Source organism: Bacillus sp. 01N42_2, assembly GCF_056399565.1.
The window spans coordinates 17,289-41,546 of the sequence record NZ_JBFTRO010000005.1 but is presented as its reverse complement, the minus strand read 5'-3'; the positions used below and the strand labels follow the sequence as shown (position 1 = coordinate 41,546).

The following is a 24,258-nucleotide window of genomic DNA, read 5'->3' as shown; positions in this document are numbered from 1 at the left end:
AATACGCGAATTCGTTTTTTAACGATTTGAAGAAGTTCCCTTAATCACAATGCCGGGGAGCGGATAATGTTGCTTCCCGCTAAAAAAGCCTTAACTTCAGGTGAAGTTAAGGCTTTTCAGATTGAGGAAAGATCTTGCTAACCATGCAGTGCGGCTCACAGCAAAGTGATCGCCATGGCTGGTTTTTGCTGATGATCCTCTTTTTATTAAGCTTCTTCAGCTTCAATGACGATTGAGGAATCATTGTAAACCGAGGTATCGGTTTCCTTCGTCATTTTACTTGTTAACAGTCCCGCGGTCATGCTGCCGCTGACATTTAAGGCAGTGCGCCCCATGTCAATTAACGGCTCAATTGAGATGAGCAGCCCGGCAAGCGCGACAGGCATGTTTAAAGCGGATAAGACGAGAAGAGCCGCAAATGTCGCGCCGCCTCCTACGCCTGCTACACCGAACGAACTGATTGCCACTATCGCGATGACCGAAATAATAAATCCGGGTTCAAACGGATTTTGCCCCACTGTCGGCGCAATCATCATCGCGAGCATTGCCGGATAAATGCCGGCACAGCCGTTTTGACCGATCGATAAGCCGAATGAACCGGCGAAGTTCGCAATTCCTTCCGGTACGCCCATGCTTTTTTGTGTTTTAATATTGAGCGGCAAAGCCCCTGCGCTTGAACGGGACGTAAACGCAAACACCATGACCGGAAATGCTTTTTTCACGTATGTGATCGGATTTAAACCGCTGAACGTAATCAGCAGCAAGTGAATGATAAACATGACGATGAGCGCGGCGTATGATGCGATCACAAACATCCCCAGTTTCACAATGCTGTCGATGTCGCTTGTCGCGATCGTTTTCGTCATAATCGCCAACACCCCGTAAGGCGTCAGTCTTAAAATTAATGTCACGACGCGCATAATAATCGCGTAAACCGCATCGACAATTCCGCTGAATGTCGCGGCGTGCTCCGGCTGCTTCCGTTTCACGCCAAGGAAAGCGATGCCGAGAACAGCGGCGAAAATAACGACTCCGATGGTGGAAGTCGGTCTGGCCCCGGTGAAATCAAGAAACGGATTTCCCGGCAGAAGCTCAACGATTTGCTGAGGAAGCGTTTTAGCCGTCATATCCTCCGATTTTTGCTGAAGCTCCTGGCCTCTTGATAGCTCAGTGCTTCCCTGGTCGATATGAACGGCCTTCAGATCAAAAGAAAGCGCCGAAACAATTCCGACTGCCGCGGCAATTGCTGTCGTGGCGATCAAAATTCCGATGATCAGGCCGCTGATTTTTCCGATGTTATGGGTCAGTTTCAGCTTCGTAAATGCGCCCAGAATGGAAATAAAGACAAGCGGCATGACGATCATCTGAAGCAACTTGACATAACCGCCGCCGGCGATATTAAACCAATCAGCTGTTTGTGTCACGATATGTGAAGCCGGCCCGTAAATCAATTGCAGTGCAAAACCGAATACAATGCCTAATCCGAGCGCGGTAAAGACACGTTTAGAAAAGGAAACGTGTTTTTTTTGCATCACAAACAGACCTGCTATAAGCAAAAGCATAATGAAAACATGTAAGACTACAAATAAATTCTCCAAAACAGGTAAACACTCCCTTGCTCATTATCCTTAAACACTATATTATATGAATTCCGATCGGTCAAGTATGATTTTACAATATATGTATTTTTATAGACTTTTCTCTTTTCTTTCCACCCTTTCTTTAGTAACTTATATAAGGGTGATTGTTATGCTGAAGGAACTGTTTCTTAATTTGACGATTTTAATCACATTTAATTATCTCTTCACCCTTCTTTTTAAAGAGTCGCTGTCGTATAAAGAAGACCGTCCGATGTTTCAATTACTGAAGGGGGCGGCTTGCGGGCTTTTAGGGGTTTTTCTGATTGCTTTCGGCTTTTCTTACTCTGATTCTATCATTGACCTCAGAAATATCCCGATTATCATCGCCGCTCTTTACGGAGGCTGGGTGTCTACGGCAGTTGCCTTTGCGATTATCGTGGCAGGCCGTATCCTGATCAATTTCAATGCCAGCGCCATTTTTTCCATTGCAGCAGTCGGGATTATTGCCATACTTTCTGTGGCCGTCCTCAGAGGAAAAAAGCCGGATCGCAAAAAGGCGTTCGTTATGCTGCTTTTCTCAAACGTTATTTTCACCCTGACGCTGCTGTTGCTTGTGCCTGAACAGCCTGCCGGGACCCTCGTTTATTATTGGCTCATTTCCACTTTGGGCGGAATGCTGTCACTGTATATCATCAAACACGAAGCCGATGCCCGCCTTTTATTCAAGAAATACAAGTTTCAAGCGAATTATGATTTTCTGACTGGGATTTTTAATAAGAGAAAGTTCGAGGAGATCTCGCGCCTCCTGTACGACCGGGCATCTCAATCAGCCTCATCTCAGCTTGCGCTTATTTATTTAGATATTGATCACTTTAAACAGATCAATGATCAATACGGCCATTATGAAGGTGATCAAGTGCTGAAAGAACTAGGGACGCGGCTGAGATTCTTAATCAGCAGTTCTGATCCGTCAGCCCGTATCGGCGGCGAAGAATTTGCGGTGCTTATACCGAATTGCACGTATACAAAAGGGCTTCACCTCGCAGAAGAAATCAGGCAGACGATGGACGGGAACCCGATTCTGCTGACGAGCGGAGATACAATTTTCGTGACCGTTTCTATCGGCATCGCGCACTATCCGACAAATACGGCGGATCCGCAGACCCTGCCTCTGATCGCAGACCGGATGCTGTACAAAGCGAAAACCTCAGGACGCAATCAAGTGTGCAGCACTGAAAAAAAAGAATGATCGCCGCAGAGGGGGAATCATTCTTTCTTTTCAGTGACAACGGCGCCCGCCTGGAAAACGGGAATCAGGCTGCCCTGATATTCGATACAAAGACAGGAGTTTTTGCATCCGCTTATCAACTTTATCTTCTGCGCCGACCAGATCAGCGCGTCCTTTTCCGCATGAAATCCTGCTTTTTTTGGTGAAAACTGCTGCTTCACGCCTTTTCTACGTAATCAGCCCGCCGTTTCATCAGACACGATCATCACCGCTCCGTCCGGTATATCCTTCAGCCGTTTATACTGCTTGGAATAAATGCCGAATACACGCCGCATACGTCGTTCCTAAAGGGGCAGCTTCTTTTTTCCAATAGTCGGCAAACTTTTAAAATAAGCAACGGTTTGAAATGTATCTGCATCAAAATCCCCGCCGACAATGTGCCAAATCAGCCTGGGCATAATCCGAAATGTTACCAATGAAAGTTTCAATCCTTCCTCTCCGACTTTTTTGCAACAAATCCCCAGATAAATGGATGACATACATTGATTCTGATAGTAATGGCTCGATTTCAAGCGGGAGCATGGCATGAAGTAAGCGGCATGGTCAAAATGAAGAGAAGCAGACTATTTTATAATCCGCAGCTTCAAGATGACCTACTCCCTCCCTATTTTTATTTGCAGTGCAGCACTGCACCATGCATTCGGGCTCATGATTAAGTTAAGGTTGTAGAGAGCGGCTTTTATGAGCTGCAAAATGTGCTGTTCAATCTCAGATCAGCCTTCCGTATCCGCGCGATTTCGACTTAAAAAATGTTATTTCAAAAAAAGTTACATTTAGCAGTTGTTTTTTCTCCGGATTACTGGTAGAGTAAAGGTAATTATTTTTGTTCGAACTATCTTTAAGAAGAAAGTTTTGCAAGAGTTTTCGTCTTGGAAGTTTGTTTTAGAGCAAGAATAGTGAATTTAAGCGTTATGTCGCTTTAGGAGGAAATTTCATGTTAGAAGGTAAAGTAAAATGGTTCAACTCTGAAAAAGGATTCGGATTCATCGAAGTAGAAGGTCAAGACGATGTATTCGTTCACTTCTCTGCTATTCAAGGCGAAGGCTTCAAAACTTTAGAAGAAGGCCAATCTGTTTCTTTCGAAATCGTTGAAGGAAACCGCGGACCACAAGCTGCTAACGTAACAAAAGCATAAATGTCTTAAAAAAACCTGCCGGTGCAAGCCGGCGGTTTTTTTATACCTAAAAGCTGTTTTGCCTAGGCAAAACAGCTTTTTTACATCAGGTAGCAATATCCCGTTTTAAGAAGACGCCGAATGCGAGCGCCATAAAAATAATGAAGTAAATCACAAGCATCACAACCGAAAATGTCATCGTCATCCCCTCTACTAAAGGAGTACCGTTCATATATTGCGACAAATCCGTGTTCGCAAATAAAATATATTTCGTCCATTCAAATTTCGTGGCAAGAAATACAGTCGCCGTGTTGCCCATAACCAATAGAAAAATAGAAAATCCGACCGCTAATGAGCTGTTTCGGAATACTGCAGACAGCATAAACGCCATCGTCGCAAGCATAAAAGCGGAGACTGATTCATAGATATATGTTTTAGCGAGAAAGGCGATGATATTTTGTTCAAAAACACGGCCGTCTTTGTATACGAGATGAACATTGGCCGCAGTATCTCCGCCTGTACCGAAAAAGAGCAATCCCAACAGAGCGGAACCGGCAAATAAAATCACAAGCATCAGCAGTCCGAACAGCAGCACCGTCATATATTTAGAAAGCAAAATTTGAAAACGGCTGAGCGGACGGATGGCCAGCAGTTTGATGGTTCCCCAGTTGAATTCATTCGCCACGATGCCTGCTGCGATGATAATCGTGAACAGGCCGGTCAAAACTGTCATCATCGAAGAATCGGCTACGTATGACCACACTGTGTACCCTGTATCCTCGGGGAGGTTATGATCCATACGGTATTCATTTATCGCGACATTCTGTTTCAGGTTATCAATGAGCGTCTGATTTCCGGTTTCCTTCATCTGCTGTTTCATTTCTTTGTTTTCAGCCTGGAGCTCCTGTTTCCAATTTGGATTGGCGTCGCTAGAGGTGAAATGGTTTGACAGAAGTGCAAATCCGGTCATCGCAAGGCCTAAAATCACAATCATAGCCCATGTCCCGACACGGCTGAAGATTTTAATCCATTCATTATAGATCAGTTTAAGCATATTGAGCCTCCTCTTTCGTCCCGCCGGTAATTTCCAGGAAACGGTCTTCTAAAGATCTTGTTATGATTTTCACTTCATATAAGCGGATATTTTCACGGACGAGAAGTGAAATCACATCAGGCACTTCCTGTTTTGACAGCTTGATCTCAAAGCCGCTTGTCTTCTTCACACAGTCAAACTGACTCAGGACGGCAAGCGCCTCTTCCCTTTGTTCAATATGGAAAAAGTATGTATCTTTTTCTTCTGTTCCTTCATCTCTTACCTTTTGAATATCAACAAGCTCTCCTTTTTGCAAAATGCCGATTCGATCGCACATCAATTCCATTTCGGACAGCAGATGGCTCGAGACGATAACCGCCATTCCTTTTTCCCGTGTCAGCTTTTTCAGATGGTCTCTGATTTCCCTGATACCGGCGGGGTCAAGGCCGTTTGTCGGTTCATCCAGAATCAGCACCTTCGGGTTATGCAGCAGACTCTGAGCAAGGCCGAGGCGCTGTCTCATCCCGAGAGAATAGGTCTTTACTTTGTCATGAATTCTGTCCTGTAATCCGACGAGCTCGATGACCTCATCTATTTTTTCTTTCGTAACGCCTTTTACCATTCTTGCGTACTGCTGTAAATTTTTATAGCCGCTCAGGAATTTGTACAGCTCCGGGTTTTCCACGATGGCTCCGACGTGCCTGACCGCTTTTGCATAGTTTTTCGTAATGGATTCCCCGCAGATTACGATGTCTCCCTGAGACAGTTTCATTAATCCGACCATCATTCTGATCGTAGTCGTTTTCCCCGCTCCGTTCGGTCCCAGAAACCCAAACACTTCGCCTGCCCGGACGGAGAAACTCAGATCATGAATAATCGTTCGTCCTTTAATCGTTTTCTTTACCTGTTGCAATTCCAATACTGTTTCCAATTAGAATCCCCCTTCTTTTTCGTACGCCTGCATAATGCTTTTATACCATTGCAGTACGGACATTCCTTCCTGCTCCCTGAGCTCTTCGACTTCACGCCGTTCAGCGATTTTCCCTTTTCTGAACACCATCACTTCGTCCAAAAGCGTCTCAATCTCATCGATCTCATGTGTGGCGATGACGACGATCTGACTGTCAAAATCAATATACGATACGAGACTGTTGACGATTGACTCCCGGACCGCCGGATCCAGACCGGAAAACGGCTCGTCCAGCAAAATGACGGATGCTTTTCTCGACAGGGCCAGGACGATTTTCAGCCTGCCCCGGCTGCCTTTAGACAGCTCTTTTATTTTCTGCTCCGCTGAGAGATTCATTTCCAATAATAGATTCCGTGCTTTTTCCAGCTGAAAATCCGGGAATTGTGAATGATAAAATGTGAGCATATCACCGACAGTCGTCCGGGCGAAAAACGTATCATGTTCGGTTAAATAAGCCGTACGAAAAAGCATGTTTCGGCTTACGGCACGTCCGCCGATCCGAACAGCACCCGAGGTGGGAAATGCAAGCCCGGCAAGCATTTTCAGCGTTGTTGATTTACCGCTTCCGTTCGGTCCTAATATTCCGTAGATCTTACCCGAAGACAATGAAAATGATACATCGCTGACCGCGAGCCTGCGGCCGTATTTTTTTGTAACGTGTTCAAAATCAAGATTCATCGTCTGCTTCCTCCGCATATTGTTTGATCCCGTCGAGCATTTCTTCAGGAGATAACCCAAGCTCCGCCATTTCCTGAATAAAGCGTTTGAATACGTCTTTTGTCAGCCTGTCTTTCAGCTCTTCTTTCAGATCGGGTCTTTCAGCTATAAAGGTTCCCTGTCCTCTTCTCGTTTCCACGATCCCCAGCCTTTCCATTTCACTGTACGTTCTTTGTATCGTATTCGGATTCACTTTCATCTGCACGGCCATCTCTCTTACGGACGGCAGTTTGTCACCCGGCGAAAGCTCGTTTCGTATCAGCCGGTAATATACACGGTCGGCAATTTGCAGATAAATCGGCTTTGATGATTGAAATTCACGCTTCATCATTACACCTCAACCTTGCGATTCAGCAGCATTGAGGCCAGCGCGAGACAGAGCGCCGCAAGCACAATCACAGCCAGGAAGCTGAAAAGCGAGATGTGGACGGCCTTCAGCTCCATCGTCCAGCCGGCCAATTTTGTATAATGGATTTCAAAATTCGCATACACTTTTACCGGCCATAAATCATGTTGAGATGAAGTGAAAGGCGTAATGAGTTTATCGTCAATATAGGCCCAGACAAACGCAAGCACGATGCAGATCACCCAGCGGAGAACGGGGAAATGTTTTAACGAGTGAAAAACAGTCCAAAATACGGCCACGATCACAGATAAGTACGCTGAGCTGATCAGCAGGTAAGCATTCAGTCCTGTTAATGTGCCGGCCAGGGGAATGGTGTGTTCCAGCGCTCCTTTTGCAGCAAGCATCCGGTACATCCAAATACCGTAGCCGGTCAGCGCCAGCTGCCCGATAAACTGATACAGCAGTGAGGCCGTCAGCTTGGAAGCCAGCAGATAAAACCCGCCATTCGGATTGTAAAGCCACAGCTGATTTTTCCCTTCTTTGTGGAGGTGATAGTACATAAAAAGCGGCGCCGCAAGAAATTGAAAAAACCCCATTGCCGCAAAAAAGCCGAAAATGACGAGCGGTTCTTTCTGACGGACAGCAATAACGTGGGCTGCCGCCGCCCAGAAGAGCATGCCGCAAACCCAAACCGCCAGCCAGACCCATGAAACCTTCGCATCTTTTTTCAGCAGACCTAAAAACGATGTCATTCTTTCTCTCTCCATTCGGGACCAGTGTATGAGTCACATAGTACACTAGATCATCACAAATTACAATATCTTCAATAAAAAAAAGACAAATCCGCTCTTACGCAGATTTGCCTTTTCCGTTACTTCTTTTTGTTTTTTAAGGAGAGCAGCGCATCACGATAGCTGCTATCCTGCATTTTGCCGCCGCTTTCGGGATCTGTTGTTTCCTGATCCGTCTCAGAAGTCTTGAACTTCTGAAGCGCCTGACGGTACACATCATCGCCCATTGTATTCTTTTTCTCGCGGGGAGATTCAGATTTTACAACGACGGGAACATGCTCGGCTGAGCGTTCCTCGGCCGGATCATGCTTTTCCGGCTGTTCGGCTGTAGTGCCGATCGCTTCTCTCTTTTCTTCTTTGACATCCTGTCCTGCAGAAGTGCTGCGGACATTGAATGTGATAAGAAGTGCAATCACAATGACAGCAGCAATAACCGCTATAATAATGGCCATATAACCCTCTCCTTACTGTCGTCCGGCAGTTAGATTACCTGTGACCTGGCTGACACGTCTGCCAAGCGCTCGGCCTAATTGAAGGCCTTCTTCCGTCATCAGCACATCGCTGTCAACCGGGCATGTGACGCCCGCGCCGTAGTAAGAACCGTACAGCGCATTTTCAGGAACGTTGCCGGGAAGACCGACAACAATCATGCCTTGGTGAAACATAGGAGTGATCAGATTGTGCATTGTCATTTCTAATCCGCCATGGGTTGTCGCAGTCGTACAGAATACGGCGCCGACTTTATCAATCAGTTCGCCCTCAGCCCACAAATAGCCGAGTCTGTCGATCCACGCTTTTAAGCCTGAACTGATGGTGCCGAAGTGTCCAGGGCATCCCCAGATAATCGCATCCATGTCTTTCAGCTTGCGGATGTCGGCTTGATCAACATGGTCAATCAAGACTTCAGCATCAGCGTTTTCTCTTGCTCCTTCCGCAATGGCTTCGGCAAGGTATTTTGTGTGTTCGCCTTCACTATCGTACACTACGTAAATTTTCATTCAGGAAACCTCCCATTCAGATGATTAAGATTCCTTCACTTCTTTAGGGGCCGGAAGCAATGACAGCTCCTCTTTTTTCTTCGCCCGCTGTTTGTCTTTCCGTACGTCACGCAAGAACAGGCTCAAGACTACACCGATAACCGCAAAGATCGTCGCCCACATAAACGCGTCATTAATTCCCATAACGTTGGAATTAAGTGAAGCCGTTTTGTAGAGATAGGCATAAACGGTTTGTTTCGCGGCATCAAGCGACATGTTCATGTTGACCATTAAATTCGAAACCGCGCTTTGGAACGACTGCATGAAGCTTGGATCTGCCGTGCTTGTTTTATCCGCAATCTGCGAATAATGCATCGTCGTGCGGTTCGTATAGATCGTTGTGATCAAACTTGTTCCGATCGAACCGCTGATCTGGCGGAGCGTGTTGCTCATCGCCGTGCCGTGGCTGTTCAACCGTGCCGGAAGCTGGTTCATTCCGGCTGTCATTACAGGCATCATTAACAGTGACATACCGAATGCGCGGATGGCATAGACAAGCATGATATGCGTATAAGGTGTGTCAATTGTCAATTTTGTATACTGGAATGTCGTTGCGACCGTAATGACCAGCCCGACGATCGCAAGCGGTCTCGGACCGATTTTGTCAAACAGAATACCGGAAATCGGCGACATGATCAGCATGACAATCGCGCCCGGCAATAGCAAGAGGCCTGATTGCAGCGCCGTAAAGCCGACTAAGTTCTGCAGATAAATCGGAAGCAGGAACATTCCTGTGTAAAGCGCAACGGTAATAATGATGTTAATCACACTGGAAAGTGAGAAAATATCATATTTAAATACCCGGAAGTCAAGCATCGGTTTTTCAGAGCGCAATTGCTGAATGACAAACGCGGCAATCGCGATGATACCGACAATAACGGTAGACAGAACGATCGGGTCTCCCCAGCCGTCGCTTCCCGCTTCACTGACTCCGTAAAGCAATGAGGCGAATCCGACAATGGACAGAATCGCACCCAAGCTGTCGAGTTTGATTTTTTGCGGTTCCACCAAGTTCTTAAAGAGGAAAAACGCTATGACAATAACGATCGCCCCGATCGGAACAAGGCCGTAGAACATAATGCGCCATGTGTAATGCTCGATGATCCAGCCGGAAAGAGTCGGTCCGACCGCCGGAGCAAACATCATCGCAAGACCGAAAATCCCCATTCCTTTCCCCCTGCTTTCAGGCGGGAAGATAAGCAGAATGGTTGTCATGACCAGCGGCTGCAAGATACCGCCGCCGACCGCCTGAATTAACCGGCCGATCAGCATGGTTGAGAAGTTAGGCGCGATTCCGCAGACTAACGTTCCCGCTGTAAAACAGAACATGGCTACGAGAAAGAGGCTTCTTTGCCCGAACCGGGTAATTAAGAAGGCCGATAACGGAATCAAAACACCGTTGACCAGCATGTATCCGGTCGTCAGCCACTGAATCGTCGTCGCACTCACACCGAACTCGGTCATTAAGTGCGGCATCGCCACGTTAAGAAGCGTTTGGTTCAAGATCGCCAGGAATAACCCGGCCATAAGCACAATAAGCAATGTTTTAGGACTTTTTACTTGATTATCTGATTTAGCCACCTAAGACAACCTCCCTTCATGGTTTGATGACTGATCTGTATTATTCAGAGATTTTTACAGATGCGTTCATACCAGGAAGCACCTTGTCAGATGGGTTGCTGAGTGAAATTTTAACAGGAACTTTTTGCGTTACTTTTGTGTAGTTGCCGCTTGAGTTTGAAGAAGGCAGCATATCAAAAGTTGAATTTGTCGCATAGCCGATTTCTTCTACAGTTCCGTCAAATGTTGTATTAGGGTCACCGTCAACAATGACGTCTACTTTGTTTCCTACTTCAATGTCTCTGATGTCAGTTTCTTTAATGTTTGCAGTGATGTAAAGGTGTTTCATGTCAATTTCTTGGGCAATTGTCGTACCGGCTTGCACCATTTGGCCGTTTTTCACTTCGTTTTTCACGATTGTTCCATCCATGATGGCTTTAACGTCAGCATTTTGCTGTCCTTTGATTTTTGCAACAACGTCGTTTTTACTTACTTCTTTCCCCTCATCAAGGTTCCAGTCAGTTACTTTACCCGCAGCAGGAGCTGTGATAGCAGCCATGTCGCCGGCAACTTTTGCTTCATCGGTTTTTACATAGTGCGTGCTTTGATAATAGTAGTAAGCACCTCCGCCTATAATTGCAAGAACAACAATCAAACCGATAATGTTGGTCAGAATTAAACGTCCTCTGTTCATTTTGTTTTCTCCTTTCGTTTCTTCCTCTATCATTTTGTGGAATGATGATAAAAATATGTGGGGATTTTTTTATTTTCCGTTTTTCACTGCACAGCCGTTTGCAAGCTTCGTTAAACTTTCCGCCAGCTTGCGCAGGTACTGCAGTTCAGCGGTATTGAGCTGCCGGTATAAGACCGCCGCTTTTTCGGCGTATTGAACAGCAGCTGTCTTTAGAAGTTCTTCCCCCTCTTCGGTTAACTGAATCATAACAACACGCCGGTCGTCGTGATAGTCGCTCCGAACCATTAAGCGGCGCTTATACAGAATATCGGTCATTCTCGTGACAGACGCCGGTTTCAGATCAAGCGACAAAGCCAGCCTTGAAAGCTGCGTGCTTTTGCTCTTATGTATTTTGAACATCAGCAGATACTGCAGGACTGTAATATCAAAAGGTTCAAGTACTGTCTCCAAGATCATTTTCTGCTTTTTGTAAATTGATCTGGAAGTATCAAACAGTTGTTCAAAACTGAGCAAAGCGAGCTCTGATTCAATCACCGTATTTTCACCTCATTCCCTTAATAATAGTTCACAAGATAAAATATTAATAAATGAAAGAAGATTTGTAAAGAGAAAAGTTCTATTTTTTAAGGATTTTTTTTATGCCTTTTTTTCTCTTTATTTTTAATTTAAAAAAGCCGGATGAAGAACCGCGGCCGCACGATTCTTCACTCGGCTTTATGTTTAATACTTATGCTTTGCTTACCCCCGCTTCCTCTTTTTTGAAGAAGTTTTTCAGCGCTTGAAAAACGTCTGATTTCTGCTTTAAGATGTAATATTTAAATTTATCATCTTTGACGTTTTTATAGGCGGACATGAGTGTTGAATGCCTGTTATATTGATTAACCTCACCGTAGCAGAACAGATTCGATTTTTTCATGATGTCATTGACGAGCTTTACGCATCGGGCGTTATCCGATGTTAAATTATCCCCGTCTGAGAAATGGAACGGATAGATGTTGTAGCGGGCGGGGTCATATTTTTCATCAATTAATTCAAGAGACTTCCGGTAGACGGAGGAGCAGATGGTTCCCCCGCTCTCGCCTTTCGAGAAGAAATCTTCTTCCGACACCACCTTCGCTTCCGTGTGGTGGGCGATAAATTCGATATCTACCGTTTCATACTTTGTCCGTAAAAATCGTGTCATCCAAAAAAAGAAGCTCCTCGCCATATACTTTTCCCATACGCCCATCGAACCGCTTGTATCCATCATGGCTAAAACGACAGCTTTCGATTCCGGCTTCGTCACATCATTCCATGTTTTGTATTTCAGATCTTCCGGATAAATCGGATAAAACGACGGCTTGCCTGACATGGCGTTTCGTTTATAGGCAGACAGCATCGTTCTTTTCTTATCAATATTCCCTGTCAGCCCGGTTTTCCGGATATCATTGAATTCAATATCGGTATGAACGATATTGTCCCTTTCCTTTTGCTGCAGATTCGGCAGTTCTAATTCCTGAAACAGCGCTTCTTCCAGGTCCATCAATGAGACCTCGGCTTCATAATAATCCTCGCCTGCCTGATCGCCGGCTCCCTGGCCTTTTCCGGCCCCCTGCTTTTTATCTGCGCCGTCTCTGGCGACGACATCGCCGATTTCGCTGTCGCCGTCACCTTGGCCGACATGTTTGTTTTTATCATAGTTATAACGGATTTTATATTCATCAAGCGAACGAATCGGGATTTTCACGACATCTTTTCCGTTGGACATAATAATGCTTTCCTCAGTGACAAGGTCCGGAAGGTTGTTTTTTATCGCTTCCTGTACTTTCTTTTGGTGGCGCTGCTGGTCGTCAAAGCCTTTGCGATGGAGGGACCAGTCTTCCTCTGAAATCAAAAAATTTCCGCTGTCATTACGGGACATGAATTCCCCTCCTTAACCGTTATGGTCGTTTTACATGTGTATTCCGGCTTGGTCCTGTTTATGAAACAAGTCCGGCGAAAAGATTTATTCTTATCTTATGCCGGACGGACTTTTCAATTGACAAACAATTTTGAAATATAGACAAAAGAACCCGTCCTTGTACGGACGGGCCTATCATGAATCAAGCATCAGCGGTTGAGCAGGCTTCCGACATACTTCAGCAGTTCATTTGCGCTTGTCGAATTATAGCCGTGTTCATCTATTAAGCGAGCCACTACCTCATTAACCTTTTTAAGCTGCTGCTCATCCGGCGTTTTGGTTGAGGTCGTAATTTTAACCACATCTTTTAAGTCTGCGAAAAGCTTTTTCTGAATCGCTTCGCGGAGTCTTTCGTGTGAGTTATAGTCGAAGCGTTTTCCTTTTCTTGCATAAGCGGATATGCGGATTAAAATTTCTTCGCGGAATGCTTTTTTGGCGTTTTCCGAAATGCCGATCTGCTCTTCAATGGATCTCATCAGCTTTTCGTCAGGGTTCATTTCTTCACCCGTCAGCGGATCGCGGAGCTTATTTTTGTTGCAGTACGCTTCCACATTATCTAAATAATTATCCATGAGTGTTTTCGCGGATTCTTCATATGAATAAACAAACGCCTTCTGCACCTCTTTTTTGGCGATGTCATCGTACTCTTTCCTGGCGGCGGAAATAAAATTCATATACCGCTCTTTGTCCTCAGCGGAAATGGACGGATGCTGATCGAGTCCTTCCTTTAAGGAACGCAGCACGTCAAGCGAATTGATGGATTCCATATTTTTTCTGATAATCGTTGAGGAAATACGGTTGATGACATAACGCGGGTCAATTCCGCTCATTCCTTCATCCTGGAATTCCTTCTTCATATCCTCCAGATCAACGGAATTGTAACCTTCAACGCTTTCTCCGTCATAAAGCCTCATTTTTTTAACGAGATCAATATCAGACCGGTTCGGTTCCTTCAGCCGGGTCAAAATAGAAAACATCGCGGCCACTTTTAATGTATGGGGGGCGATGTGTACGTCAGAAACATCACTTTCCGAAATCATTTTTTCATAAATCCGTTCTTCCTCGGACACCTTTAAATTATAAGGAACAGGCATCACGATGATTCTGGAGTGAAGGGCTTCATTTTTTTTATTGGCAATAAACGAGCGGTACTCCGTTTCGTTCGTATGCGCAACAATCAATTCGTCGGCTGAGATGAGCGCAAACCGTCCGGCTTTAAAATTCCCTTCCTGCGTGAGTGACAGAAGGTGCCAGAGAAATTTTTCATCGCATTTCAGCATTTCCTGAAACTCCATCATTCCGCGGTTCGCTTTATTTAATTCACCGTCAAACCGATAAGCGCGCGGATCTGATTCCGAGCCGTATTCGGCAATCGTTGAAAAATCAATGCTCCCCGTCAAATCGGCGATATCCTGTGATTTCGGATCAGACGGGCTGAAGGTTCCGATTCCGGTACGCTTATCCTCCGAGAAGAAAATGCGTTCAACCTTTACATCCTCAATTCTGCCGCCGTATTCTTCTTCAAGCCGCATGACATTAAGCGGAGACAGGCTTCCCTCAATTCTGATCCCGTATTCTCTGTAGAAGTCTTCGCGCAGATGATGGGGAATAAGATGGAGAGGATCTTCATGCATCGGGCAGCCTTTGATAGCGTAAACGGCCCCGTTGTCTGTCAACGAGTAGGCTTCAAGCCCTTTTTTCAGCATGGTGACAAGGGTCGATTTCCCGCCGCTGACGGGCCCCATTAATAGTAAGATCCGTTTTCTTACATCGAGCCGCTTGGCAGCCGGGTGAAAGTATTCCTCCACGAGCCGTTCCAGAGATTCTTCAAGGCCGAATAGTTCCCGCGAGAAAAAACTGTACGTCTTTTTCCCGTCGTCCTCCTCGATTCCGCTGTCTTTTATCATATTAAAAACGCGAGAATGAGCAGACTGCGCGACCAATGGATTTTCTTTTATGATCTCCAAATAATCAGCGAACGTCCCTTCCCATTTGAGACGCTGCTCTTCCTCTCTGTACTTTTCAATTTTCTTTAATATATCCATAAGAACCTCCTCTATCATGGTTAATGCACTAGAAATAAGGTACTTTGTTACAATCTATGCGGTGACGTGATAATACATGCTTTTCGTTTCTAAAAATAAAGGCGGCTCAAGGGCGGTCATTGACAAGGGTCTGGTGCACCGTTCATAATGAAAGAAATACAGTTTCATCCAGACTCGGACATCAAATGGAAAAGCAAAGAGGAGGAGAAATGATGAAAACGATCATCTTACTGGGGGTCATTCTCACTTTTTTAGTATCCATTTTTACGGCGGGTTACGACAGCAAACCTGAAAACGAATAACGGCAAAAAGGGTGCTCCTTATGAAGAGCACCCTTCCCTGTACAACATAACATTGTTTCATATTTGAATATGTTCTTGGACAGTTGATTTTTCATGGGCTTTGCAGCTTGTTTGATACTCGATTTTTCCGATTTTGCAGCCCGGGCCGATTTCCACACGCTTTCCTCTGACGATGTCCGCTTCCGTGTATTCGAGGTAAATCGTATCTCCCTCGATCAATTCAGCCGAAAGCATGCCGGCTTTCCGTTTCAGAAAACCGGGTTTCCGCCTGACTGTGATCGATGTACCGCCGATTTCCTTCACGTTGCTTCGGTCATAACGCAAATGGATATTGACGTCTCCCGCGTTTAACAATCCCGCCACATTGATACAGCCTGTTACATGAAGCTGCTCTGTCTCGCAATCGCCGCCGACGGTGAGGCTTCCTTTAATATGACACTGCTCTCCCGCGGCCCCGCCGGAAATGTCGGCAAGTCCTTTCAGCCTCAGCGTGGTGAAACGCATGGAGCCGCCGATTTTCAGCGTGCCGAGCACATTTGCGGAACGCGCCGATAAATCTCCATCAGTTTCATGTTCCCCGAAAATTTTCAGCCGATTGATCTCGGCATCTCCGAGAAAACGCCCCGTACCGAATATCCGGCAGCGCTCGCTTTGAAGCCCTTCGCCGATAATGCCTTCTCCTTTAATGCTTACATTCTGGTAGGAGCCCCCAGCGGCGTGTCCGGCTCCGTACATTTTTAAATGACTCAATCTTTTTGTTGGTTCCACTGAAGCTCCTCCTATATTTTTACGGCTTTGTTTACTAAAGCTGAAGGATCACATGTAAAATCTCCGCTGTATTCCACCGTCTCAATGATACAGCCTGCGCCGATCTGCACAGAATTTCCGCGGACTGTCTTTGCGTGTGTGTCCGCCAATTCAATGATGTCACCTTCGATCAGCTCTGCGGTCAGCACCGGAGCCGGCATCAGCTTAAACCGCGCAAGCACGCTTTTTCTGCTCATCACCTTTAAATGACGGCAGCCGATTTCTTTCACATGGCTCTCGCCCGCCGCCAGCTTCATATTGACGTCATCGGCGTTCAGCAGGCCGCCGATCTTGCATTTTCCTTCCGAACGGAATGTTTCTGTCTCGCAATCCCCTTCAATCCCAACTTTCCCGGATATGAAAATATCATCAGCTTTCACATCGCCGCTGAAAGATGAAAATCCCGCGACGTTCAGCCGCTCCGTTTTGACATCACCTTTAATGACACCTGTTCCGTTGATTCGGATGGATTCGGCTTCGGCACTGCCGGAAATTTTCCCCGAACCGCTGATCGTCAGTGTTTGCGTTTTGACATTTCCGTCTGTTTTACCGCTGCCGTTAAACAAAAGGCTCGTGCACTCTACGTCACCTGACACCGTGCCGCTTCCGTTGATCTCCACCGTATGAAAACGGCCTCCTTTTGAACTTCCTGAACCGTTAATGACTAATTTATCTGTTACATCCATTGATGGTCCTCCTGCATCCATTTTGTTTTTAATTCTTCTGATGCCGCAGCAAGCGCCACCCGTTCAGCCACTTTGACAGACGGTTCAAACAGAATATGTTCCGCATCTGCGATGAAGCACGTCGTTACGCCGAGTTTTCGGAGCACGACAAGCTCTGTATTTGCCTTCAGCTCAGAAGCCTCATACGTTTTCAGCACCTCTGCCGCCATTTTTCCTTCTTCAAGACTGATATTTCCCGATTGCAAAAGCCTTTCAAGCACATATAAAGACAGCAGCGCCCGGGACGTGAATGTCACGCCGTCTTCTCCGTAAACTTGCAGCGCAGCCTTTGAAATCAATCCTTTTTGAAGCAGCTCCGCAGACGATATATCGACATCTGCCATTTGCGGAGACAGCATTTCCCTCATTTCATCCAGAGACAGATTTTCTTTCATTTTCTGTATTTTTGAGATGCGTTTTAAGATTTCCGCTCTCGGAAAAAATGTTTCCTGGCCTGTAAACGTTGATTTTCGGATAAACCATTCCTCAGGAATTAAATTTTTCCGCTTCCAGCGGTACAGCTGTCCGTATGAGATTGATGTTTCTTCAAGCAATTCTTTTTTAGAAATCAGTTGTTCCTCCATAAATCCAGCTCCTTCGATGAACACATTGTAACATAACACTGTTACGTTTGTTAAGCCTATAAATATAACATTGTATGAACCCCGGCTGCATTCAATAAAAAACCGCCCGAATCCGGGCGGTTTTTTCTCATGTCAAATCTCTGTAATTTTGCTGGCGCAGCGCTTCATATACAAGAATCGCGGCAGTGTTGGACAGGTTTAATGATCTCACATGCTCGGTCATCGGAAGACGCAGGCAGCGGTCCATATTGTTTTCGATCAATTCTTTCGGAAGTCCGCTCGTTTCTCTGCCGAATACGAAGAAAAAGTCTTCCTCCGTATTTGAGTAGTCAAACGATGTATGCGGCTTTTGCCCGAATTTTGTAATGAAGAAAAACTTTCCGTTCGCATATGCCTCAAATAATTCATCCAATGAATCATGATAAACGACGTTGACGAACTCCCAATAATCGAGTCCGGCGCGCTTCAGCATTTTATCATCGGTTGAGAATCCGAGCGGGCGGATCAAATGAAGCGTTGTGTCTGTTGCCGCACAAGTACGTGCGATATTTCCCGTATTGGCCGGGATTTCGGGTTGATATAAAACGACATGTAATGCCACGATGTTCACCTCTGTTTTTTATTCCGCCCACCATTATATCATTAATTACTCTTTTGTCGTATCATCCGTAATATGAAAAAACGCATATCTGATGGAAGGAGTATATGCCGTTGAATCCTCATATGACCAATATCTCATTCTGCTGTCATATGTTTGGGCATTGACGAGCGGCATATTGCTTTTATCTTTTGCGACCACGATCGTCGTATGGTTAAAACGGCCGTCACCTTCAAAATCATAGCAAATCACATCTCCGGGCATAAGCTCCTCGGCGCTTGACACCTGCACCGCGCGAAGCCCGGCCTTGGATTGGGCTAGATACATCTTCATGGAATGCGCGACCGTCCAGCTGTAGCTCCATGAGCTTTCCTTCATCCACCAGCCTGAGCCTCTGTTCGGATGCCCCCGCATCGGCGCTTTTCCGGCATGTAAACATTGGGAAATAAAATTTGTGCAGTTGTCCCCGAAATTTTTATAAGCAGGATTTCGTTTATTCCAAAACTTTTCCGCGTACTGAACGGCAGCCAGACGGTCGTATTGAAATGCCCGCCCGAAATCTTCCCGTTCACTCCGCTCATATTCGATTACGCTGTTTCCGTCAGAAAATCCGGCCGGTTTTTTCTTTATTTCCCGATCTTTAATCAGCAGCTGGTCATAGAGAAAAGCATTCCGTTCCTCAATCTGCTCTTCTAAATAAAGATGCCCGTCCTGCTCCTTGCACAAATATTCGAAATGAATGGTGTACATGACGCATAACGTGCCGTCATCCTCAAGACTGCTTTTGACAATGACGGCTTTCGCTTTCGCTTTAACGATGTCAACTTTCCGTTTTTCAAACAGCTCTTTTTTTCTCGTCAGGACCTCAAGATCGCCGGCCTGCCCATTGTGCCTCATCTCGGTTCCGTTGACTAAATAATGAAGCCGGGCCTCCGCTAAGTCTTCAATAATATGCTTCAAGCGCTCCACCCACCATACTGTTTTATAAAGAAAAAACACTTGAACTCACGCCAAGTGCTTTTTCTCTATACATATGTCAGGACCGGCCGGTTTTAGTCTTATCAGAAACCGAAAGCAGCTCCAGCCCCTTTTCTATTTCCTGTATGGCTTCCTCATCCTGCTCCTTGTGAAGCGCTTTTTCTAATTCCTTCGCATATTCCGGATCACCGATTTTTCCGATGGCCCAGGCGGCCGTCCCCCTGATGACGGGGCGCGGGTCTTGGTGCATCAAAGCCGTCAATTCGGGAAGAGAAGAAGCATCTTTGAAATGAGCCAATGCTAAAATGGCATTTCGCTGAATCGGCTTCTTGCCGCGCCATGAACCGGATACATGTCCGAATTTTTCTTTGAATTCCCGGTTGCTTATGGTCAGAAGCGGCTTTAACAGCGGCTTGGCGATTTCCGGATCGGGCTCCATCTGCGGATGAAGATGAAAATCTTTCCCCTTATTAATCGGGCAGACCGTCTGGCACGTATCGCAGCCGTACAGACGGTTTCCGATTTTCGTGCGGAATTCATCCGGCAAAAACCCCTTTGTCTGGGTCAGGAATGAAATACAGCGCTGAGCATTAAGCTGTCCGGGATTAACGAGCGCGCCGGTCGGGCACGCGTCTAAACATTTTGTGCACGATCCGCACATATCTTCAATCGGCACATCCGGTTCAAAGGGCAGATTGGTGATCATTTCAGCCAGATAGACGTAAGAACCGTATTCAGGTGTGGTGATCATGCAGTTTTTGGCGCTGAAACCGATTCCCGCCCGTTCCGCCACGGCCCTGTCGGACAATTCTCCCGTATCCACCATTGACTTCGTGCGGATATCCTCATGTTTGCTTTGGAGAAAATTCTCCAGCAGATCAAGCTTTTCGCGCAGCACGTCATGATAATCCTTCCCCCAGGAAGCTCTGCAAAAAATGCCGCGCCGGCCGTCCCTCGTGCTCCTCGGCGCATCTTTCATTTTGGAAGGATAGGCAAGGGCGATGGCGACGATCGATTTGGCTTTCGGCAGAAGCAAAGACGGAGTGACCCGTTTTTCAATATCCGGCTCTTCAAACCCGGATAAATAGCCGAGTGATTCCTGAAGAATCAGCCGGTCCCGCAGACTGTCGAACGTATCAGCCGTCGTAAACCCGATTTTGTCGACTCCGATGCTTTTGGCGTATTCGATTAATTCCTCTTTCAGTTTATGAATATTCATTTTTTGCACAGCCTCCTTTCTTTGTGATCAGCCTCCCGCACGGGTATAATAGAGTTTTAGCATCCCGAAATGGAGTGAACACAGTTGAACATCAGTTTAGATCCTCTTATTGCTGAACGGGTGCCGGGGATCAAAGCGGCAGCCGTATTATATGAACAGATTGAAGTCGGGCCTGCCCCGCAAATGCTGAAAGGCCGCCTCCGTTTATTTCAAGAATCGCTTTACTTTGATTATGCTGACGGCGGCATAGATGAACAGCCTTTTGTGAAAGAATGGGCGCGTATGATGGAACAGCTCAGTCCCTCCTTTTCAGGACAAAAAACACCGATGGAGCTTATGCTCGGCGATATTTCCCGGGAGCGATTCATCGAAAGTGTTAATTCAGCCCATGATACCATACTTTTTTTCTCCTTGAAATATTCATTGCCCATCATGGCGTATGACGCTGCACAGATGGATGAACCGATTTCAATCACAATCGGAGAAAAAGAACACGTACTGGCTTTCTCCGACTCTGGCGGCATTTTTGGCGGCCTCACCGGACAAATCAACACCCGCCCTGTAACAACCGGCACAAAGAACATGCTGCAGCTGATCTTTTTCCCGCCTTCAATTCATGCCGACGAGGCAGATGAGCTGTTAACATCCTTAACCAAAATGTTTGAACAAATTCACGGAGGCACACATACCGTCACTTGGCTTTCATAAAAAGACACGCCTTTCGTGTCTTTTTTCACATAAAAAAACGCAATACTTCGTTTATCAGAGAAACGAAACACTGCGTTAATAACGTATGTATGGAGCGGGTGATGAGAATCGAACTCACGACATCAGCTTGGAAGGCTGAGGTTTTACCACTAAACTACACCCGCATCAAAATGCTTTTTTGTCAGCACCGATTTGATGTTTCTAATATTACATGCATATTTTTTTTTCGTCAAGGGAATGTTAAAAAATTTGTCGAAAAAAATTCTTTTTTTGTCCATATGTTAAGTCTAGTTTACATTTTGTTAAGAATACCATACAATATAAAAAAGAAGAAAACTTGAGGTACGCCTGATGATGAAAAATAAAGTAAAAGAGCTGAGAGCCAGATTCGGCTATTCTCAGGAAACGCTCGGAAAAGAAGCCGGAGCCACCAGACAGACGATTGCGGCGATTGAAAAAGGAGATTATGTGCCATCACTCTTATTGGCGCTTAATATCTGCCGGGCTTTCTCCCTGCCGATGGAGGAAGTATTCTGGCTGGAGGAAGTATTCTGGCTGGAGGAGGAGAAAAAATGAGTTTAAAAAGAAAAGCGTGTTTTCACCTTGCACTCTACGGATTGGCCTGCTGGACGCTTATTTCCATTATGGAAGCAGTGCCGCGTATCGCTCAGTTTTTCCAGACGGAGGGGAGCGGTTCATTTGAGCTGAACATCACGCCGTTTCTGCTGTTTACCGTTTGTGCCGTATTATATATCTATACTGAAAAGAAAAAACGGAACGGCAAAAAGCACAGGCTTGTGCCCGATGAATTTGAGGAACAGGATGAAAGAGAACGGATGATGACGGCTAAAGCCTGCCGTTCCTCGTATATTGCCGTTTACTTCTCATTGCCGGCCGCAGCCGTACTGCTTTTGTTTTATCCGCTGATTCAGCCGCATCTTCCCTTTTTTCCGATTCTTTTGATTTTCATTCTGATGATGATTCAGCATTTGGCTTATGTTTTCACGTTCCATAAGCACGGCAAAAACTCCGGTTCATGACAGATCCGGAGTTTTTTATGTTACCAGCTCGCTTTTTTCACTCCGGGAACCCGGCCTTTATGGGCCAGCTCCCTGAACGCGATTCTGGACAGTTTAAATTTTCTCATATATCCGCGGGGCCGTCCCGTCACCGTACAGCGGTTATGAAGTCTGGCCGGAGCAGAATCACGCGGCAGTTTGCTCAGCGCTTCCCAGTCTCCTTTTGCCTTTAATTCTCTTCTGATGTCCGCATATTGTTCAACAAGCTTCTGCCGCTTGAGCTCTTTGATCACTTTTGATTTTTTAGCCATTCCAGCACTCCTTTTAAATCGTAATAATTACGTTTTATATCGTATCATCCATATGTTTATAAAGCAAGCTTCCGGCATAAAGAAAACGGGCCCCCGCTAAGCCCGCTTATTCAGCTTTACATAATAGAGTAATACGTCAGAATGGCTGATCAGCATCTTTTTATCTCGTGACATATGGACATGCTTTCCTGAATCTTTCACACTCGCGCCGATCAAAACTGGTTTTCCATAAGTCACTGACTCGGCAGAGGAGATAAACACGGATGATGCTCTGTCATCTCCCTGATTTCGGGTAAAAACAGCGTCTGCAGAGACTTTCCCGCCGTCATCGACGATACCGAAACGAACTTTGTCTTTTTCCTTCTTCCCTTTGTCTTCTCGGTCCGTGTAAAAGATGAATTGCAATTCTTTTGGTTTAGTTGCATCGCCGCTATAATCTGATTCAAGCGGCCCTGCTTTATCCGTCAGTTTTCCGTTTTGATAATGCTCAATATACATCTGTGCGGCCGCCAAGTCTTTTGTGACACCGGTCACTGCTGCCGCTCCGCTTTCTGACGAGGCAATTTCCATTCTGTATTTCTCTGTCTTTGATAAATCAGCTTCTTTTATCTGCATGCCGCTGGAATGTCCGCATGCCGTTAATCCAGCCAGCAGACAGCACGCTGCCGCCCATTTGAATACCTTCAGAAAAAACACCTCTTTTTGATGATTGTATCATTATCAGAAAAAAGAGGCATTTGTTTATTCAGACTGTCGCTTTGTTCCCTCTTGCAAAATGGTCGTTGCCCATTGCTTCGCCCAGTCTGCGCTCAAGCTTTTTCGTCCGCTCGTTTTGAAACGGCAAAAGCGGAAACACGAGTTCAGCCAGATAATAAGCTTCTTCAAGATGCGGGTAGCCTGAAAAGATAAACGACTCAATGCCGAGTGCCCGGTACTCTAAAATTCGATCGGCGACGGTCTGGGGATCACCGACAAGCGCCGTGCCCGCTCCGCCTCTGACCAGCCCGATGCCGGCCCAGAGATTCGGGCTGATCTCAAGCTTCGTCCGGTCGCCGTTATGAAGATCGGCCATCCGTTTTTGTCCTGAAGAATCAGCACGCCGGAGTGCAGCCTGCGCTTTCGCAATCGTCTCTTCGTCTAAATGGCTGATTAATCGTTCTGCCGCTTTCCATGCCTCTTCCTCAGTCTCCCGGACAATCACGTGAAGCCTGATGCCAAAGCGCATTGTCCTTCCTTCTTGGGCAGCCTGTTTTTTGACGGTTTCAATCTTTTCTTTTACCTGTTCCGGCGGCTCCCCCCATGTTAAATACACATCTGTATGTTTCGCCGCAGCCTCAATTCCCGCCTGTGATGAACCGCCGAAATATAATGGCGGATGCGGAGCCTGTTTTGGCGGAAACAGCAAATTGCTGTTTTCCACTTTGACATGATCCCCTTCATATGTCACCGTTTCTCCCCGCATGAGTCCGCGCCATACGGTCAAAAATTCTTCAGTCGCCTTATAGCGCTCATCGTGGCTGATAAACATCCCGTCTCCCGCCAGCTCATAAGGATCTCCGCCCGCTACGACATTTACGAGCAGACGGCCGTCTGACAGCCGATCCATTGTCGATGCCATTCTCGCGGCGACAGATGGCTGCATCAGTCCCGGACGGACCGCCACTAAAAATTTTAAATCTTTCGTTTCACCCACTAAAGCCGCAGCCGTCAGCCATGGGTCTTCACATGATCTCCCCGTCGGCAGCAGAACCCCCGTATACCCGAGTCTGTCTGCCGCCTGTGCCACTTGCTTAAAATAAAGATGATCGGCGGTTCTTCCTCCCGTTTGCGTCCCTAGATACCGTCCGTCTCCGTGCGTCGGAATAAACCATAGAATCTCCATATGAATCCCTC

The 24,258-nt window shown here is 46.2% G+C and carries 27 protein-coding genes and 1 tRNA gene; 5 read left to right on the top strand and 23 right to left on the bottom strand.

The features are described from left to right. Positions 1-206 precede the first annotated feature (206 nt). A complete protein-coding gene (locus tag AC1DN5_RS12445; protein WP_366969633.1) occupies positions 207-1,598 on the bottom strand; it encodes an L-cystine transporter in 1,392 nt (463 codons plus the stop codon). A gap of 151 nt (positions 1,599-1,749) precedes the next feature. Between AC1DN5_RS12445 and AC1DN5_RS12440 the strand changes: the two genes are divergently transcribed. Both AC1DN5_RS12440 and cspB read left to right on the top strand, forming a co-directional pair. Further along, positions 1,750-2,829, top strand: a complete 1,080-nt coding sequence (locus AC1DN5_RS12440) for a GGDEF domain-containing protein (protein WP_366969634.1) — start codon at positions 1,750-1,752, stop codon at positions 2,827-2,829. 973 nt (positions 2,830-3,802) lie between these two features. Next, entirely contained in the window at positions 3,803-4,003 is a 201-nt protein-coding gene (gene cspB, locus AC1DN5_RS12435) for a cold shock-like protein CspB (RefSeq protein WP_003155376.1), read from the top strand. An 85-nt stretch (positions 4,004-4,088) separates the two neighbouring features. Here the strand turns inward: cspB and AC1DN5_RS12430 are convergent, their stop codons facing one another. The 18 genes from AC1DN5_RS12430 to queG form a co-directional block, all read right to left on the bottom strand. Next, positions 4,089-5,036, bottom strand: coding sequence for an ABC transporter permease (locus AC1DN5_RS12430; RefSeq protein WP_188153841.1), 948 nt, complete (start codon positions 5,034-5,036; stop codon positions 4,089-4,091). After that, positions 5,029-5,946, bottom strand: a complete 918-nt coding sequence (locus tag AC1DN5_RS12425) for an ABC transporter ATP-binding protein (RefSeq protein ID WP_188153840.1) — start codon at positions 5,944-5,946, stop codon at positions 5,029-5,031. Before AC1DN5_RS12425 ends, AC1DN5_RS12430 begins: the two co-directional genes overlap by 8 nt. Then, positions 5,947-6,663 (bottom strand): ABC transporter ATP-binding protein, encoded by a 717-nt coding sequence (locus AC1DN5_RS12420; protein ID WP_366969635.1) that lies wholly within the window; start codon positions 6,661-6,663, stop codon positions 5,947-5,949. It lies immediately after the preceding gene. Then, positions 6,653-7,030, bottom strand: a complete 378-nt coding sequence (locus AC1DN5_RS12415; RefSeq protein WP_049628808.1) for a GntR family transcriptional regulator — start codon at positions 7,028-7,030, stop codon at positions 6,653-6,655. Before AC1DN5_RS12415 ends, AC1DN5_RS12420 begins: the two co-directional genes overlap by 11 nt. A gap of 2 nt (positions 7,031-7,032) precedes the next feature. Then, positions 7,033-7,800, bottom strand: a complete 768-nt coding sequence (locus tag AC1DN5_RS12410; protein WP_366969636.1) for a hypothetical protein — start codon at positions 7,798-7,800, stop codon at positions 7,033-7,035. Positions 7,801-7,919: 119 nt separating this feature from the next. Beyond that, complete coding sequence (locus AC1DN5_RS12405) at positions 7,920-8,291, bottom strand: hypothetical protein (RefSeq protein WP_016938429.1); 372 nt, start codon at positions 8,289-8,291, stop codon at positions 7,920-7,922. Between the two features lie 12 nt (positions 8,292-8,303). Further along, positions 8,304-8,837, bottom strand: coding sequence for an NAD(P)H-dependent oxidoreductase (locus AC1DN5_RS12400; protein ID WP_064778284.1), 534 nt, complete (start codon positions 8,835-8,837; stop codon positions 8,304-8,306). Between the two features lie 24 nt (positions 8,838-8,861). After that, positions 8,862-10,457, bottom strand: coding sequence for an MFS transporter (locus tag AC1DN5_RS12395; protein ID WP_016938431.1), 1,596 nt, complete (start codon positions 10,455-10,457; stop codon positions 8,862-8,864). Between the two features lie 40 nt (positions 10,458-10,497). Continuing rightward, on the bottom strand, positions 10,498-11,163 hold the full coding sequence (locus tag AC1DN5_RS12390) for an HlyD family secretion protein (RefSeq protein ID WP_007610259.1): 666 nt from the start codon (positions 11,161-11,163) through the stop codon (positions 10,498-10,500). Between the two features lie 36 nt (positions 11,164-11,199). Continuing rightward, entirely contained in the window at positions 11,200-11,664 is a 465-nt protein-coding gene (locus AC1DN5_RS12385; protein ID WP_016938432.1) for a MarR family transcriptional regulator, read from the bottom strand. Between the two features lie 193 nt (positions 11,665-11,857). Continuing rightward, positions 11,858-13,030: a sporulation protein YhbH gene (gene yhbH / locus AC1DN5_RS12380; RefSeq protein WP_016938433.1), complete on the bottom strand. Its 1,173-nt coding sequence runs from the start codon at positions 13,028-13,030 to the stop codon at positions 11,858-11,860. A gap of 188 nt (positions 13,031-13,218) precedes the next feature. Next, positions 13,219-15,114 carry a serine/threonine protein kinase PrkA gene (gene prkA, locus AC1DN5_RS12375; RefSeq protein ID WP_049628163.1) on the bottom strand — a complete coding sequence of 632 codons (1,896 nt, stop codon included), beginning with the start codon at positions 15,112-15,114 and terminating at the stop codon, positions 13,219-13,221. Between the two features lie 359 nt (positions 15,115-15,473). Beyond that, positions 15,474-16,184 carry a hypothetical protein gene (locus AC1DN5_RS12370; RefSeq protein WP_366969638.1) on the bottom strand — a complete coding sequence of 237 codons (711 nt, stop codon included), beginning with the start codon at positions 16,182-16,184 and terminating at the stop codon, positions 15,474-15,476. 11 nt (positions 16,185-16,195) lie between these two features. Further along, on the bottom strand, positions 16,196-16,909 hold the full coding sequence (locus AC1DN5_RS12365; RefSeq protein ID WP_366969639.1) for a polymer-forming cytoskeletal protein: 714 nt from the start codon (positions 16,907-16,909) through the stop codon (positions 16,196-16,198). Next, positions 16,900-17,532: a YhbD family protein gene (locus AC1DN5_RS12360; protein WP_029575339.1), complete on the bottom strand. Its 633-nt coding sequence runs from the start codon at positions 17,530-17,532 to the stop codon at positions 16,900-16,902. The genes AC1DN5_RS12365 and AC1DN5_RS12360 overlap by 10 nt, the downstream gene beginning before the upstream one ends. Positions 17,533-17,659: 127 nt before the next feature. Beyond that, positions 17,660-18,142, bottom strand: a complete 483-nt coding sequence (gene trmL, locus AC1DN5_RS12355; protein ID WP_095241028.1) for a tRNA (uridine(34)/cytosine(34)/5-carboxymethylaminomethyluridine(34)-2'-O)-methyltransferase TrmL — start codon at positions 18,140-18,142, stop codon at positions 17,660-17,662. 36 nt (positions 18,143-18,178) lie between these two features. After that, positions 18,179-19,090, bottom strand: a complete 912-nt coding sequence (locus tag AC1DN5_RS12350; RefSeq protein ID WP_045925646.1) for an amidase domain-containing protein — start codon at positions 19,088-19,090, stop codon at positions 18,179-18,181. A 76-nt stretch (positions 19,091-19,166) separates the two neighbouring features. Beyond that, positions 19,167-20,327 (bottom strand): tRNA epoxyqueuosine(34) reductase QueG, encoded by a 1,161-nt coding sequence (queG, locus tag AC1DN5_RS12345; protein WP_016938440.1) that lies wholly within the window; start codon positions 20,325-20,327, stop codon positions 19,167-19,169. An 84-nt stretch (positions 20,328-20,411) separates the two neighbouring features. Between queG and AC1DN5_RS12340 the strand changes: the two genes are divergently transcribed. Next, positions 20,412-21,035 carry a hypothetical protein gene (locus AC1DN5_RS12340; protein ID WP_366969641.1) on the top strand — a complete coding sequence of 208 codons (624 nt, stop codon included), beginning with the start codon at positions 20,412-20,414 and terminating at the stop codon, positions 21,033-21,035. Positions 21,036-21,125: 90 nt separating this feature from the next. Here the strand turns inward: AC1DN5_RS12340 and AC1DN5_RS12335 are convergent. Further along, positions 21,126-21,199, bottom strand: a tRNA-Gly gene (locus AC1DN5_RS12335). A gap of 190 nt (positions 21,200-21,389) precedes the next feature. On the opposite strand from AC1DN5_RS12335, the gene AC1DN5_RS12330 reads away from it, so the two are divergent. After that, complete coding sequence (locus AC1DN5_RS12330; protein ID WP_032864857.1) at positions 21,390-21,611, top strand: helix-turn-helix transcriptional regulator; 222 nt, start codon at positions 21,390-21,392, stop codon at positions 21,609-21,611. Beyond that, the gene (locus AC1DN5_RS12325) at positions 21,608-22,075 is read left to right on the top strand and encodes a hypothetical protein (protein ID WP_016938443.1); all 468 of its coding nucleotides are present in this window, start codon (positions 21,608-21,610) and stop codon (positions 22,073-22,075) included. Before AC1DN5_RS12330 ends, AC1DN5_RS12325 begins: the two co-directional genes overlap by 4 nt. A 20-nt stretch (positions 22,076-22,095) precedes the next feature. On the opposite strand, the gene rpsN is transcribed toward AC1DN5_RS12325, so the two are convergent. From rpsN to ssuD, 3 genes are all read right to left on the bottom strand, one after another. Further along, positions 22,096-22,365, bottom strand: coding sequence for a 30S ribosomal protein S14 (gene rpsN / locus AC1DN5_RS12320; protein WP_014417259.1), 270 nt, complete (start codon positions 22,363-22,365; stop codon positions 22,096-22,098). Positions 22,366-22,461: 96 nt separating this feature from the next. Further along, a complete protein-coding gene (locus AC1DN5_RS12315) occupies positions 22,462-23,061 on the bottom strand; it encodes a hypothetical protein (protein WP_016938444.1) in 600 nt (199 codons plus the stop codon). Between the two features lie 49 nt (positions 23,062-23,110). Next, complete coding sequence (gene ssuD / locus AC1DN5_RS12310) at positions 23,111-24,247, bottom strand: FMNH2-dependent alkanesulfonate monooxygenase (protein WP_016938445.1); 1,137 nt, start codon at positions 24,245-24,247, stop codon at positions 23,111-23,113. Positions 24,248-24,258 lie beyond the last annotated feature (11 nt).

Bases quoted from the DNA above. Each gene is read 5' to 3' on its own strand.
- AC1DN5_RS12440 (WP_366969634.1), top strand. From the start codon at position 1,750: ATGCTGAAGGAACTGTTTCTTAATTTGACGATTTTAATCACATTTAAT.
- cspB (WP_003155376.1), top strand. From the start codon at position 3,803: ATGTTAGAAGGTAAAGTAAAATGGTTCAACTCTGAAAAAGGATTCGGA.
- AC1DN5_RS12430 (WP_188153841.1), bottom strand. From the start codon at position 5,036: ATGCTTAAACTGATCTATAATGAATGGATTAAAATCTTCAGCCGTGTC.
- AC1DN5_RS12420 (WP_366969635.1), bottom strand. From the start codon at position 6,663: ATGAATCTTGATTTTGAACACGTTACAAAAAAATACGGCCGCAGGCTC.
- AC1DN5_RS12415 (WP_049628808.1), bottom strand. From the start codon at position 7,030: ATGAAGCGTGAATTTCAATCATCAAAGCCGATTTATCTGCAAATTGCC.
- AC1DN5_RS12410 (WP_366969636.1), bottom strand. From the start codon at position 7,800: ATGACATCGTTTTTAGGTCTGCTGAAAAAAGATGCGAAGGTTTCATGG.
- AC1DN5_RS12405 (WP_016938429.1), bottom strand. From the start codon at position 8,291: ATGGCCATTATTATAGCGGTTATTGCTGCTGTCATTGTGATTGCACTT.
- AC1DN5_RS12400 (WP_064778284.1), bottom strand. From the start codon at position 8,837: ATGAAAATTTACGTAGTGTACGATAGTGAAGGCGAACACACAAAATAC.
- AC1DN5_RS12390 (WP_007610259.1), bottom strand. From the start codon at position 11,163: ATGATAGAGGAAGAAACGAAAGGAGAAAACAAAATGAACAGAGGACGT.
- yhbH (WP_016938433.1), bottom strand. From the start codon at position 13,030: ATGTCCCGTAATGACAGCGGAAATTTTTTGATTTCAGAGGAAGACTGG.
- prkA (WP_049628163.1), bottom strand. From the start codon at position 15,114: ATGGATATATTAAAGAAAATTGAAAAGTACAGAGAGGAAGAGCAGCGT.
- AC1DN5_RS12365 (WP_366969639.1), bottom strand. From the start codon at position 16,909: ATGGATGTAACAGATAAATTAGTCATTAACGGTTCAGGAAGTTCAAAA.
- AC1DN5_RS12360 (WP_029575339.1), bottom strand. From the start codon at position 17,532: ATGGAGGAACAACTGATTTCTAAAAAAGAATTGCTTGAAGAAACATCA.
- queG (WP_016938440.1), bottom strand. From the start codon at position 20,327: ATGAATATTCATAAACTGAAAGAGGAATTAATCGAATACGCCAAAAGC.
- AC1DN5_RS12330 (WP_032864857.1), top strand. From the start codon at position 21,390: ATGAAAAATAAAGTAAAAGAGCTGAGAGCCAGATTCGGCTATTCTCAG.
- AC1DN5_RS12325 (WP_016938443.1), top strand. From the start codon at position 21,608: ATGAGTTTAAAAAGAAAAGCGTGTTTTCACCTTGCACTCTACGGATTG.
- rpsN (WP_014417259.1), bottom strand. From the start codon at position 22,365: ATGGCTAAAAAATCAAAAGTGATCAAAGAGCTCAAGCGGCAGAAGCTT.
- ssuD (WP_016938445.1), bottom strand. From the start codon at position 24,247: ATGGAGATTCTATGGTTTATTCCGACGCACGGAGACGGACGGTATCTA.